General features: G+C 73.0%; 8 protein-coding genes. 5 read left to right on the top strand and 3 right to left on the bottom strand.

The window, feature by feature from the left end:
• The first annotated feature begins 70 nt into the window (after positions 1-70).
• The gene (locus KME80_RS24440; RefSeq protein ID WP_219508457.1) at positions 71-2,479 is read left to right on the top strand and encodes a WD40 repeat domain-containing serine/threonine protein kinase; all 2,409 of its coding nucleotides are present in this window, start codon (positions 71-73) and stop codon (positions 2,477-2,479) included.
• Between the two features lie 102 nt (positions 2,480-2,581).
• Positions 2,582-3,802, top strand: a complete 1,221-nt coding sequence (locus KME80_RS24435; RefSeq protein ID WP_219508456.1) for an NAD(P)/FAD-dependent oxidoreductase — start codon at positions 2,582-2,584, stop codon at positions 3,800-3,802.
• A gap of 15 nt (positions 3,803-3,817) precedes the next feature.
• Here KME80_RS24435 and qcrB read toward each other — a convergent pair whose 3' ends face one another.
• Complete coding sequence (qcrB, locus tag KME80_RS24430) at positions 3,818-5,401, bottom strand: cytochrome bc1 complex cytochrome b subunit (protein ID WP_219508455.1); 1,584 nt, start codon at positions 5,399-5,401, stop codon at positions 3,818-3,820.
• A gap of 189 nt (positions 5,402-5,590) precedes the next feature.
• On the opposite strand from qcrB, the gene KME80_RS24425 reads away from it, so the two are divergent.
• The gene (locus KME80_RS24425) at positions 5,591-6,235 is read left to right on the top strand and encodes a hypothetical protein (RefSeq protein ID WP_219508454.1); all 645 of its coding nucleotides are present in this window, start codon (positions 5,591-5,593) and stop codon (positions 6,233-6,235) included.
• Positions 6,236-6,251: 16 nt separating this feature from the next.
• On the opposite strand, the gene KME80_RS24420 is transcribed toward KME80_RS24425, so the two are convergent.
• On the bottom strand, positions 6,252-6,830 hold the full coding sequence (locus KME80_RS24420; RefSeq protein WP_219508453.1) for a TetR/AcrR family transcriptional regulator: 579 nt from the start codon (positions 6,828-6,830) through the stop codon (positions 6,252-6,254).
• 268 nt (positions 6,831-7,098) lie between these two features.
• On the opposite strand from KME80_RS24420, the gene KME80_RS24415 reads away from it, so the two are divergent.
• Together KME80_RS24415 and KME80_RS24410 are read left to right on the top strand one after the other, a co-directional pair.
• Positions 7,099-8,100, top strand: a complete 1,002-nt coding sequence (locus KME80_RS24415) for a helix-turn-helix domain-containing protein (RefSeq protein ID WP_219508452.1) — start codon at positions 7,099-7,101, stop codon at positions 8,098-8,100.
• A 685-nt stretch (positions 8,101-8,785) separates the two neighbouring features.
• The gene (locus KME80_RS24410) at positions 8,786-12,676 is read left to right on the top strand and encodes an nSTAND1 domain-containing NTPase (RefSeq protein WP_219508451.1); all 3,891 of its coding nucleotides are present in this window, start codon (positions 8,786-8,788) and stop codon (positions 12,674-12,676) included.
• On the opposite strand, the gene KME80_RS24405 is transcribed toward KME80_RS24410, so the two are convergent.
• Positions 12,663-13,220: a hypothetical protein gene (locus KME80_RS24405; RefSeq protein WP_219508450.1), complete on the bottom strand. Its 558-nt coding sequence runs from the start codon at positions 13,218-13,220 to the stop codon at positions 12,663-12,665. The two genes, KME80_RS24410 and KME80_RS24405, sit on opposite strands and share 14 nt — an antisense overlap.
• Between the last annotated feature and the right edge of the window lie 76 nt (positions 13,221-13,296).

The following is a 13,296-nucleotide window of genomic DNA, read 5'->3' as shown; positions in this document are numbered from 1 at the left end:
GCCGCCTTCCGCCCCGGGTACGGCCGGGCCTATCGTGTGGTCGTTCATGAAAGGTCCGGAAAGGAGTGGGATGCCGGACATCCGGCCGCTCCGCCCGGGCGACCCCGAGCGGATCGGCGGCTACCGCCTCACCGGGGTGCTCGGCTCCGGCGGCCAGGGCGTCGTCTACCACGGCACCGCCGACGACGGCCGCCCGGTCGCGATCAAGCTGCTGCACAGCCACCTGGGCCACGACGACGACGTCACCCGGGGCTTCCTGCGCGAGGTCGAGGCGGCGCGCCGCGTGGCCGCGTTCTGCACGGCGGCCGTGCTGGACGTCGGCACGCTGGACGAGCGGCCCTACATCGTCAGCGAGTACGTCGCCGGAGACACCCTCCAGGCGCTCGTGCGCTCCTCCGGACCGCGCACCGGCGGCGGGCTGGACCGGCTCGCCATCGCCACGCTCACCGCGCTGGCCGCCATCCACCGGGCCGGGATCGTGCACCGCGACTTCAAGCCGGGCAACGTGCTGATGGGGCCGGAGGGGCCCACCGTCATCGACTTCGGCATCGCCAAGGCGCTCGACGCCACCACGCACGCGTCCGGGCCCGTCGGCACGCCCACGTACATGTCGCCGGAGCAGTTCACCGGGGAGCGGGTCGGGCCGGCGTCCGACGTGTTCAGCTGGGCGGGCACCATGGTGTTCGCGGCCACCGGGCGGCCGCCCTTCGCGGGCGGCACGGTGCCGGTCATCCTGAACGCGATCCTCACCGACGAACCCGACCTGACCGGCGTCCCGCCGCATCTCGCCGAGCCGATCCGCGCCTGTCTCGCCAAGTCGCCCGCCGCCCGCCCGGCCCCCGCCGACCTGCTCGCCGCCCTCACCCAGTCCGGCGCCCCCGACGCCGCCCAGCGCCTCATCCCCCGCCCGGACCACCCCGCCGGCCAGCACACCCCGACGCCGCACGGTCCGTACGTCCCGGCCCCGGGCACCGGGCAGGCGCGGCCGTCAGGGCAGGGCTCGTACAGCGCGCCCCAGGACGCCGGGCAGGGGCCGGCGCAAGGCGGGGGCGGCGGGGGCGGCCATGCCGGGCGGGCGGACCGGCAGCCGGAGGGGGCGTACGGCGCGGCGCCCGGGGCGCCGCGTGCGCAGGGGCCGTACGGGCCCGGGGCGCCCGTGCCGCCGTTCGGGCCGCCGGGGACGGGTGGTCCGGAGCGGGCCTTGCCGCCGGGGCCCGGAGCTCATACCGCGTCGTCCTCCGGCGGGCCCGAGACGGTGGCGGGACGGGGTGGGGCGGCGAGCCGGCGGGTCCTCATCGGGGGCGTCGCGGCGACGGCGGCCGCGGCGGTGTCGGCGTTCGCGATCCTCCGGCCGGGAAGCGGCGTCTTCGAGGCGAACGGACCGGCGGACCCCACGGCGACCGGGACCGCCCGTACGGCGAGCCCCGGCACGACCGGGACGACCGGCACCACGGGCACGACCGGCACGGCGACCGCCGGGGCGACGCCCACCGCGACCGAAGGCACCCCGGGCGCGGCCACGGCGGCGCCGCAGCCCGTGCCGTTCGGGTCGTTCGTCGTGGAGCCCGTCACCCTGCCGCGCGGGAGCGGCACGCCGGTGACGCTCGCCGCCTCGGGCGCGCGGGTCGCGTGCGGCACCGGCAACGGGACGGTCCTGACCTGGGACCTGAGCACGACCGCCACCGCCGCCAGGGTGGCCAGGCTGGGCGACGGCGGCGCGGCCGTGACGTGCGTCGCGTGCGAGGACGGCGACCGGGTGGTGTCCGGGCACGCCGACGGCCGGATGCGCGTGTGGGGCCCGGACGCCCGCCACGGCGCCGGCGACCCGATCATCGGCGTCACGCTCGCGGGCGGCAAGGCGGTGGCGATCTCCCAGAAGTACGACCTCGTCAGGGACCTCTACAGCGTCGCCCGCCTGTGGGACGTCGCCGGGGGCGAGCAGCTCGGCAAGCCGATGGGCGAGCACTTCCAGGGCATCGGCGCGCTGGCGTTCGGCAGGCTGGACGGCCGCGACGTGCTCGTCACCGCCGACGGCCGCAACCGGGTCCGCGTCCGCGGGCTGTCCGGCGGCGGGGTGGCGCACGACTTCCGCACCGGGGACATCGGCGGCGTCGAACGGCTGGCCTGCGTCGAGCGGGAGGGCCGCACGCTGCTCGTCTCCACGCACCTGGACGCCACCCTGCGGGTCCACGATCTGGCGAGCGGGAAGCGGTCGGGGAAGTGGTCGTTCGGCGCGCGCGGGACCGCCGCCCTGGTCGCGGGCCTGCTGGACGGGGTGCCGGTCGCGGTGGTCGCGCACAGTCCTGGCGGCGGCACGTACGTGCGCGTCTGGAACCTCGACACGGGCGAGGTCATCGGCGAGCTCCTCACCACCGGCCCGGAGGTCCGCGCGCTGGCCCTGGCGGAGGTCGCAGGCCGTCCCGTGGTCGCGGGCGCGGCGGGCGGGGTCCTGTACGTGTGGAGTCTGGGAGGTACGTGACCCGCGCGGTTGCCGACCCTGGTCCGCCAAAAGACGCACATACCGGGAAACAAAGGGTATTGGACGATTTTCCGGATCGGCGTTTCAGGGAAGGACCGGATCATGGTGAAGAGAGCGCGGGTCGTGGTCGTGGGTGCGGGGTTCGCGGGGCTCGCGGCCACGAAGAGGCTGGCCCGCGCCGGCGCCCTGGTGACGCTGGTCGACCGCAACCCGTACTCGACCTTCCAGCCCCTGCTCTACCAGGTCGCCACCGCCGGGATGGGCCTGTCGGACGTGTCGTACCCGATCCGCACGTTCGCCGCCAAGTGGCCGAACGTGCGCACCCGCCGGGCGACGCTCACCAGGGTGCTGGCGGACGAGCGGCGGGTGGAGTTCGAGGACGGGACGGGGCTGGACTACGACTATCTCGTGCTGGCCACCGGCGTGACCACCAACTGGCTCGGCATCGAGGGCGCCGAGGCGAACGCGCTGCCGATCTACTCGTTGCACGACGCGGCGGCGCTGCGCGACCGGCTGGGACAGTACCTGGAGGACACGGCGCTCGGCCGCCGCAAGAGCACGCACGTCGTGGTGGTGGGCGCGGGCGCGACCGGGGTGGAGATGGCGGGCACGCTGGCCGAGCTGCGCCGGCGCACGCTGCCGCTGACGCATCCGGAGATCGGCCCCGACCGGACGAGCGTGACGCTGGTGGAGCGCTTCGAGTACGTGCTGGCCCCGTACAAGCCGAGGCTGCGGGACGCGACGGCGGCGGCGCTGCGCAGGCGGGGCGTCAAGCTGCGCCTGGGCTCCACGGTCGCGGCGGTCGAGGAGGACGCGGTGCTGCTGAGCGACGGCACGCGGCTGCCGAGCGACCTGACCGTGTGGGCGCTCGGCGTGACGGCCCCCGAGCAGGTCGGGAGCTGGGGCCTGGAGCAGGGCAAGGGCGGCCGGATCACGCTCACCGACGCGCTGAACGTGCCCGGCCACCCGGAGATCTTCGTGGCGGGCGACCTGTCGGGGCAGCCCGAGCCGCAGCCGCAGCTCGCCCAGCCGGCGATCCAGATGGGCGACCACGCGGGCCGGCAGATCGCCGCGGCCATCCAGGGCCGGCCGCCGCAGCGGTTCTCCTACCGGGACCCGGGCATCATGGCCACCGTGGGCAAGGGCGAGGCGGTGCTGCAACTGCCCAACGGGCTGACCGTGCGCGGGTTCCCGGCCTGGCTGGTGTGGATCTTCATCCACGTGTCCTACCTGCTGGGCGGGCGCAACCGGGCCAGCGTGCTGCTCAACTTCTTCTGGCGTTACGCCGGGCCGCGCCGCAGCGCCACCAGCGTCTCCCGCTGACCGCCCGAGCCGTTCTCAGCGCGTCACGGCCTCGTGCTCGCCGTCGCGGGCGTGGGGTGCGCCGTGATCCGCGCGGGGTCCGCTCTCCAGGGGGATCTTCTCGCCGCCGTACGCCCGGCTCAGGCGGGCGCGCAGCCGGCCCAGCGGACCACGCCGCTCCTCGGCCGGCACACCGTCGCGCCCGGCCCCGTAGGCGCCGCGGATCACCGGGATCGCCGCCTTGCCCCTGATGTGGGCCGCGATGTCCTCGGCCGGCGGCACGTGGGCCTCGACGAACTCGCCGTGCGGCAGCCGCCTGACCACCCCCGACTCGACGCCGTGCGCGAGAAGTCCGGCGTCGCCGCGCTGCAGGCCCAGGCACAGCCGGTACGTGATCACGTACGCGAGGACCGGCAGGACGATGACCCCGGCCCGGCCCGCCCACGTCAGCGCGAAGAGCGAGATGTGGAAGTTGGCCGAGATCTCGTCGTTCGCCCCCATCAGCCACAGCACGCCGTAGAAGGCGATGGCCGCCATACCGATCGAGGTGCGGACCGGGTTGTTACGCGGGCGGTCGGCGAGGTGGTGCTCCAGGGTGTCGCCGGTGACCCACCGCTCGACGAACGGGTAGAGGGCCAGGCCCGTCACGATGACGCCCAGGGGCACCAGTCCTGGGATGATCACGCTCAACGGCAGCGTGTGCCCCAGGGCGTTGATCTCCCAGGCCGGCATGACGCGCAACGCCCCCTCCAGGACGCCCATGTACCAGTCGGGCTGCGAGCCCGCGGAGATGTCGGCCGGGTTGAACGGACCGGCCAGCCAGATCGGGTTGATCTGCGCGAAGGTGGCGAGACCCAGTAGGACCGCGAGCGTGAAGAAGAAGTACGCGCCCGCCTTGGCCATGAAGGCCGGGTAGAACGGGGAGCCGACGACGTTGCGTTCGGTGCGGTTCCTGCCGGGCATCTGGGTGTGCTTCTGCACCCACATGAGGACCATGTGGGTGCAGACGAGCGCGACCAGGAGGCCGGGGATGAGCAGGACGTGCAGCGTGAAGAACCGGGAGATGACGTCCTCGCCGGGATACTCGCCGCCGAACACGAAGAACTGGACGTACGTCCCGACCACCGGCAGGGAGATCGCCACCCCCTGCGTGATGCGCAGGCCCGCGCCGGACAGCAGGTCGTCGGGCAGGATGTAGCCGGTGACGCCCTCGGCCATGCCGAGCGCCAGCAGCAGCACGCCGATGATCCAGTTCAGCTCGCGCGGCTTGCGGTAGGCGCCGGTGAAGAACACGCGGAGCATGTGCACCAGCATCCCGGCGACGAACAGCAGCGCCGCCCAGTGGTGGGTCTGGCGGATGAGCAGGCCGCCGCGCACCTCGAAGCTGATCTCCAGCGTCGAGGCGTAGGCCTCGGACATCAGGATGCCCTTGAGCGGCGCGTACGACCCGTCGTAGACGACGTGTCCCATGCTGGGCTTGTACCAGAACGTCAGGAACGCTCCGGTGAGCAGCAGGATGACGAAGCTGTAGAGCGCGATCTCCCCCAGCAGGAACGACCAGTGGCCGGGGAAGACCTTGCGCAGGTTGCGCCTGGCGAAGCCCGCCGTTCTGTCAATCATCGATCCGCCGCTTCTGTCGCGATGCCCCGGATGGGGGTCGGGTTCTCATCGGAAGGGTCCTCTTTCGGGTGCCGGTGGAGGCCATCTACTTCTGTAGAGTAGCAATGATGCTCTACAGAAGTAGATGCGGGGAGGCGGGATGACGCAGGAGTCCGCGCTCGCCTGTCCGGCACGCACGAGAGGGAGGCCATGCCCACCGTCACCACGTCCGACGAAGCCCGCATGCGCGCCGCGCTCCACGAGGCGTTCGAGCGCGACCTCGCCCTCCTGGCCGCGGCCGTGGCACGACAGGGCGACAGCGAGGCGCGGAGCCGGAACCGATGGGCCCGCTTCGCGTACTTCCTGCTCATCCACCAGCGCGCCGACCGGAACCACCAGTGGCCGGTGCTACGGGCGAAGGCGGGCCGGGCCGACCTGGCCCTGCTCGGTGTCATCGCCGAGGAGCGCCGGAGGCTCGCCACGCTGGTCGACGCGGTCGACGCCACCGCAAGACGCCCCGCCTCCCCGGACCGGGCCTGGCGCGCGCTGTCGAATCTGATGATCGCCCTGACGCGCCACCACCGGCACGAGACCCGCCTCGCCGAGGCGACCGCCGAGCTGTTCACCCGGGCCGAGCGGGTCGCGCTCTACTGGGAACGCCGCCGGCTGGCCGGTCTGCGGGGAGCCGCCTCCTTCTACCCCTGGCTTCTCGACGGCGCCCCAGCCGCCGTGCGCGGTTCCGTGCTGCGCCATCTTCCCCCGACCGACCGGCTGCTGTACCACGCCCTCTGGCGGCCGCGCTACGCCAGGACCCGCGCCGTCGATCACGTACCGGAGAGCCGGATCCTCACGTGAGCGCCGCGCGCGAAGGTCAGGGCGAGAGCCCGCTCATCAGGGGATGGAGCACGGCCCGCAACTCGACCGGGTCGAGGTCGAGCCCGTCGGGGCCGGTCAGGTGTTCCAGGATGAGCCCGTCGATGCAGGCGACGATCAGGTGGATGCGCTTCTCCAGCCCGGGGATGCCGGCCGTCGCGAGCAGGTCGACGATCGGCCGATGAGCGACGTCGGACGCCTTCTGCAGGGACGCGCGCAGCTCGGGGCGGCGGGTCGCCTCCAGGGAGAGCTCGTGACGGGCCAGCGTCCGGACGCGGCCGGCGGTCGTCCAGTGCCCGATGGCGAACATCGCCAGCTCGACCGCCCGTTCGGTCGGGCTGTCGCCACGCAGCTCGGGAAGTGAGGCGAGCTCCGCCATCTCGAGCTCGAGGAGCCGGTCGAGAGCCGCCTGGAGCAACGCCAGCCGGGTGCGGAAGTAGAAGGAGCTGGAGCCCTCCGGCAGCCCCGCCGCCCGGTCGACGGCCCGATGGGTGAGCCCGCGCGAACCCGCCTCCGCCAGCGTCTCGATCGCCGCGTCCGCGATCTGCTGCCGTCGCGTCGAGCCCTCCGCCGTCATCTCCGCCCACTCCCCCGCCGGACCTCTACGGGCGTAAAGTATCATGTCGCCTTCGGCCGCCGTGGGCACGGCCTGCCTGACCCCCGGCCGCCCGGCCACCGGCGGGCGATCACCCACCGACCGGCGCCGGCGACGACCAGGCCGGCGCCGCCCTCCGCAACAAGCCGATCCGCGCCGACCAGGGCATCGACGTGACGTTCGAGAGGGCGGCGGCCGTCGTCGATCGGCTTTTGATCTGTCTGTGACCTTGGCGGCCGAACATGCGATCATGATCAAGGGGACCCTGCGGATCGTCTTCACCGGTGAGGACCTGGCTCGCGTGCGCATCGCCAGCCGACTGGACATCATGTGGGAAATGGTGCTCAGCCTGCACACACTGCAGCGGCCAGGCGGCACCGGCGCGATGTCCGGCTGGCGGCGGCAGGTCCGCGCCGACCTGGCCGAGGCCGGGCTGCTCACACCGGTACGGGAGAAGCTGGTGCCCCTGGCGCCGATCAAGGCGTACTTCCCCGACTTCCTGACCCCCTACGAGTCGACGAACGGGTTCCAGCAGGGCCTGGACGTCCTGGCCGACACGCCGTCGGCGCGCGTGCGGCACGAACTCGACCAGTTGCGCCCGCACGCGCCCGTCCCCGCGACGCTGGACGACCTCGCCCGCGGCAGCCGGCACGCGATCCGCGACCTGGCACGGCTGAGCGAGCGGTACTGCCAGGTCGCCTTCGGCTCCCGCCGAACCGCGATGGAGCACACCCTCGGCCGCGAACGCGCCAGGCTGGCCCGCCTGCTCACCGACCAGGGCGTGGACACGATGCTCGCCGGCCTCGGACCGTCGATCCGGTGGCGGCCCCCGGTGCTCGAGACCGACTACGCCACCGGCCGGTACGAGATCCACCTGCGAGGCCGCGGCCTGACCCTCATTCCCTCCTACTTCGGGCGGTTCACCCCGGTCGCGATGGCCGACCCCAGCCTGCCGCCGGTCCTGGTGTTCCCGACCCCGCACGGAACACCAGAACCCGGCCCCGGTCCCGGCCCCGACCCGCTGCCCGACCTGCTCGGCGCGACCCGGGCCCGCATCCTGCGCTGCATCGCCGCCACCACCGGCTGCACCACCAGCGAACTCGCCCGCCGGACCGGCGCCTCCCTGTCGTCGGCCAGCGCGCACGCGCAGGTGCTGCAGCGGGCCGGGCTGATCACCAGCACCCGGCACGCGAACATGGTCATCCACCAGCTCACCCGGCTGGGCGGCGACCTGATCCACCGGCAGCAGTGATCGCGTCCCCGGCCCGGTGAACGCCTAGGACCGTCCTCGGGCTACCCGTTGCACGGCGACGTCCAGCGGTTGACCCAGTCGATCTTGATGACGGTCACGTAGACGCGCCCGTCGGGCCACTCATGTCCCGACCCGAGATCCCCGTCCTCGGCGCGGTGAACGCACGTCGTGTGCCTGGATCCGGTGTCACCCCGGATGTACGTGACCAGGACGTGGTCTTCAGTTTGCGGCGTCGTCGGCCAGTCCGCGTCATGGTGACCTCAGTCGTATACATGCGTGAATGTCAGACCTGCCAGGGAAATGGCAGCCACGGCTGCCGGGATGAATTTCTTCAGCATGAATTTCTCCTCGCTCGTGGCCTGAATAGCCGATTGGGCGCGGAGTCAGTACATCCCACCGGCCCGGAGATCGTCACCCAGTTCCGGCCTGAGCAGGAACACGCAGGTCAAAGGCGCTATTGTCCGCCGCTCCGGTTGTAGACCAGGAGCTTCGGCATGTATGTTCCGGGAGGGAAATCTCATCCGCCGTCGTCGGTGCAGGGCGCCCGACGACCGCCGAAGCAGCGCCTGCCGGCTCGCATCTTTCTCCTCGCGCGAGAGCCCCGGCGGATTGTTCCGCATCCCCCTTTTCGCCGGTGCGAAAAATTCCCGGACACCGGACGTGTTCACCGCTTGGAGGAGAAGAGTTGGGACGTCGTGAGCAGCCGCTGAATCCGGCGGACGGGCCGATCGCCCGTTTCGCCCACGAGTTGCGCGAGCTCCGCCACAAGGCCGGTACGCCCACGTACCGCATGATGGCCGCCCGCGCCCACTACTCCGTCACCACGCTGGCGCAGGCCGCCGCAGGTGAAAGGCTGCCGTCGCTCGACGTGGCGCTGGCCTACGTCCGGGCGTGCGACGGCGACGCCGAGCACTGGAGGCGACGCTGGGAGGAGGCCGGTGAGGAGGCGCGCGAGCTCGCCGCGGCCGGCCGGGACGACGCTCGGGCCCCCTATCTCGGGCTGGCCCGCTTCGAGGAAGCCGACCACGGCCGGTTCTTCGGCCGTGACGCGACGGCCGGCCGGCTGGCCGCGCTGGTCGGCGCGCACCGCCTGGTCCTCCTGGTCGGTCCCTCGGGCAGCGGGAAGTCCTCGCTGCTGCGCGCGGGCCTGCTCCCCCGGTTGCGCGAGCGGGAGGATCGGCCGCCCCCCACGGTTCGCGTGCTGGCGCCGGGAGCGGATCCGCAGCGCGTCCGGCCCGGGCAGGCCGACGAGGTGATCATCGTCGATCAGTTCGAGGAGCTCTTCACCCTGTGCGCCGACGCGGAGCGGCGGGACGCCTTCGTCGATGCGCTCCTGGCCGAGGCGCGGCGTGAGAACGGCGCCCGGGTGGTGATCGCCGTGCGGGCCGACTTCTTCGGCCACTGCGCCGGGCACCGCTCCCTGGCCGAGGCCGTACAGGGATCGACGCTGCTGGTCGGGCCGATGAGCACGGCCGAGTTACGTGAGGCGATCGTCAGGCCCGCGTCCGCCGCCGGCCTGATCGTCGAACGCGAGCTGACCGCCCGCATCATCGCCGAGGTCGACGGCGAGCCCGGCGGGCTGCCGCTGATGTCCCACGCGCTGCTGGAAACGTGGCGCCGCAGCAGTGGCAAGGCCCTGACCACGGCCGCGTACGAGGCGTCCGGCGGCATCCACGCCGCCATCGCCCGCACCTGCGAAGCCTGCTACGCCGATCTCAGCCCGCCGCAGCGGGAGCGGCTGCGGCATCTGCTGCTGCGCCTGGTCGAGCCCGGCCGTGGCACGCCCGACACCCGCCGCCCCATCGGCCGGAGCGAGCTGCCCGCCGACGGCGACACCCGGCTGCTGCTGGACCGGCTGGCCGCGGCCCGCCTGCTCACGCTCGGCGACGCGCAGGTGGACCTCGCCCACGAGGCGCTGCTCACCGCCTGGCCACGGCTGCGCGGCTGGATCGAGGCGGACCGGGAGCGGATCCGGCTGCAGCGCCGCCTGACCGAGGCGGCCACGGCCTGGCGGGATCACGACCGCGATCCGGGCGGCCTGTATCGCGGCGCGCCTCTGGCGGCTGCCCGCGAGCACTTCACCGTCTCCGGGAAGAGCCGGGGCAGCGGCCCGGGCAGGTTCCTCGGCAGGCGGCCGGAGCAGCTTTCGGAGGAGCTCACTCCGCTGGAGCGCGAGTTCCTGGCCGCCGGGCTGGCGGCCGGGGAGCGGGAGCGCCGCTCGGGCACCCGACGGACCGCGGCGATCTCCGGACTGCTCGTGCTGACGCTGGTGGCGGCCCTGCTGGCCTGGCAGCAGAACACGACGGGCCAGACCCGCCAGCGCGAGGCCGAAGCCCGGCGCGCCGCCGGCATCGCGGAAAGCCTGCGCGAGACGGACCCGGTCAGGGCGATGCGCCTCAGCCTGGCCGCCTGGCGGGTCGCCGACCTGCCCGAGACCCGGTCCGCCCTGCACGCGGCGGCCACGCAACGCCACCAGGACGTCTTCACCGATCCCGACGGCGCCCCCGGGACCATGCGTCACCTCAGCATCGACGGCCGCACCCTGGTCAGCGTGGGCGCCGCCCAGGTCTCCGCCTGGGACGTGGACACTCGCCGCCGGACGGCTCTCCTGCCGGGGCTCGGCGCCGAGCACCCGCGGGCAGGGGCGAGGACGGGCGACGCATGGACGCTGCCCATCCTCACGCCGGACGGAGCCGTGGCGTCGTGGGATCTGGCCACCGGACGCCGTGACGACAGGGAGCTGGGCCCGGCGAAGGACGGGTTCGAGATGGGGACGAGCGGGCGCAGCGTCATCGGGTACAACGCCGAGGGATCCCGCTACCGGATCCTGGCGTGGGACCTCGCCCGGAGGCGTGAGCTCCTGCGGGTGAGCGTCCCCAGAGAGCCCTCGGCGTCGTTGGAGTCGACGTGGGATGCCGCGCCCGCCATGGCGCGCAGCCACGCCGAGAGGCGGACGGTCACCGCACCGGACTTCCCGGACGCGACGCTCAGCCCGGACGATCGGTACCTGGCGCTGTGTGTTCCGGGGCGGCGGTTGCAGGTGTGGGACGTGCGCACGGGCAGGAAGACGGACACCGCCTGGGCGCCGGTTCTTGGCCGGCGTCAGTGCCAGTACCAGTTCGTGCGGTTCACGCCCGACAGCCGGCGCCTGGCGGTCGTCACCGATGAGCGGGTCCGCCTGTGGGACCTCGCGTCGGGCGCCGAGGTGGCCTCCATCGCCCATCGGAACGTCCAGGAGATCGGGTTCAGCGCGGACGGGGCCTTCCTGGCCGCTTCCGACGGGACCGACCTCCTGCTGTGGCGAGTCTCCTGGCCGGGCAGACCGGTCTTCCGCCACTCGCTCATGGGCGAGCAGGTCGCCGACCTGCGCATCGACACGCAGGCGAGCCGGATCCGCTACCTGGCGGGCTCCAGCTGGGCGTGGCCGGCTGCCGTACGCACGCTCGATCTGGGCGCCGCCCTCACCCCGCAGTGGCAGGAGGACGAGGCCGATCAGGCGGTGTTCAGCCCGGACGGGACCCGGCTGGCGCTGGCCTACGAGGCGCGGGAGCGGGGAAGCGTGCTGTTCCGGCTCCACCGGACGCTGTCCGGCGGGCCGCCCGCCGACCTCCCGGAGGTTGCGTGCCCTCCGAAGGAGCACGCCATGCCGGGCTGCTCGATCCTGCTCGCCTTCGCCTCCGACGGCAGGACGCTGGCCTTCGGCAGTTCGGAGTCGTATCCCGCCACGGTGCCGACCCGCGTGTCCCTGTGGGACGTGGCCGGCCGGCGCACGACGGACACGCTGGTGCTGAGCACGGAGAACAAGCCGCCGACCGGGGCGATCGCCTTCGGGCCCGGCGACAGGTCGCTCCTGGACGCCCAGCCTCACCAGGGAGGAGCCACGATGGTCTGGGACCTGCGCCGGCGCACCATCACGAGGGCGTTGCCCGACGTCACCGCGGACCGGATCGCCGTGCACCCCGTCCGGCCGCTCGTCGTCACGTCAACGGGTGATGTCGTGGACTTGCGGTCGGGCGCGAAGAATCCGCCCTCGGCCGGGCCCGGCCTCATCGAGGCGCACGCTTTCAGCCCCGGCGGCAGGTACCTCGCCACGGGGGACGCCTCGGGCAAGACCGTCCTGTGGGACGGTGCCGTGCGGCGCCGCATCGGCGTGCTGAACGCGTTCGCGGCGAGCGGCTCCGATCCGAGCCGGGATGTCACCGCGCTGGCGTTCTCCCGTGACGAGTCCGTGCTGGCCGTCGGGACGGCGGACGGCACCCTGCGACTGTGGGATGTCGCTTCCCGGCTGCCGATCGGAGCGCCCCTGCCCACCCCCGGCGACGGCATCCTGGCCCTCTCCTTCGGCGCCGGCGGCGACTCCCTGTACGCCGCCGGACAGCACGTGCCCGTGCGGCGCTACGACGTCGGCCCGGCCGCCTCGGCGGCTGCCGTGTGCCGTCGCGCCGGAGGCGGGCTGCCGGAGGCGGACTGGCGGACCTACTTTCCGCGGCTGCCGTACCAGCGGACGTGCCCGCCGGTCACCGGGGCGACGGCGTCACCCTCTGCCGTCCCTCCGGGACGCGTCAGGGAACGGTGATGTTCGGGCTCTCGAGCGAGCCGATCGATCTGTCGTTGCGGTCGTAGGTCGTGATCTTCGACCTGAACGTCCCCCGGGCGTTGTAGAGGTAGACGTTGCCCGAGCGGGCCCGGCTGCACGCCTCCTCCGGACCGGTCGTCCATACCGTGTCGTACGCGCCGCTGACGATGGAGACCTTGTAGTAGGCGCAGGCCGATGGCATCTCGTCCGCGTACGCGTCCGCGATGACGGTGGTTCCGCTCTTCGAAATGCACGGATAGACGCTGACGAAGCCGTTGCCGGTGTAGGCGGGGCGGCATCCGCCGTCCGCCGCCGCCGCCGAAGCGACGGCCTGGGCCTGCGCCGCCGAGGACTGCGACAGAAGCAGTGCCGCGCCGAAGGCGCCTGCCAGAAGAGCCTTGCTGACTCGCATCATTCTCCTCGTGTGTAAGGGAACGTTCGTGGTTTCCGCATCGCAGTCTTCGGGCTGGGGAATTGTTTGCCAGCCCCGTTTCACCAGGGCAAACAAAAAACGCCGGAGGCATCGGAACGGCAGGATCGGCATGGTGCGACTTCGGCTACCATGAGTCACGTTGCTCCACCTCAGGCTGAGGGGCCCGCGACGTCACCGCCAGTGACGG

Source organism: Nonomuraea ceibae, assembly GCF_019396325.1.
GTDB lineage: Bacteria > Actinomycetota > Actinomycetes > Streptosporangiales > Streptosporangiaceae > Nonomuraea > Nonomuraea ceibae.
This window is presented reverse-complemented; position numbering and strand designations above follow the sequence as displayed.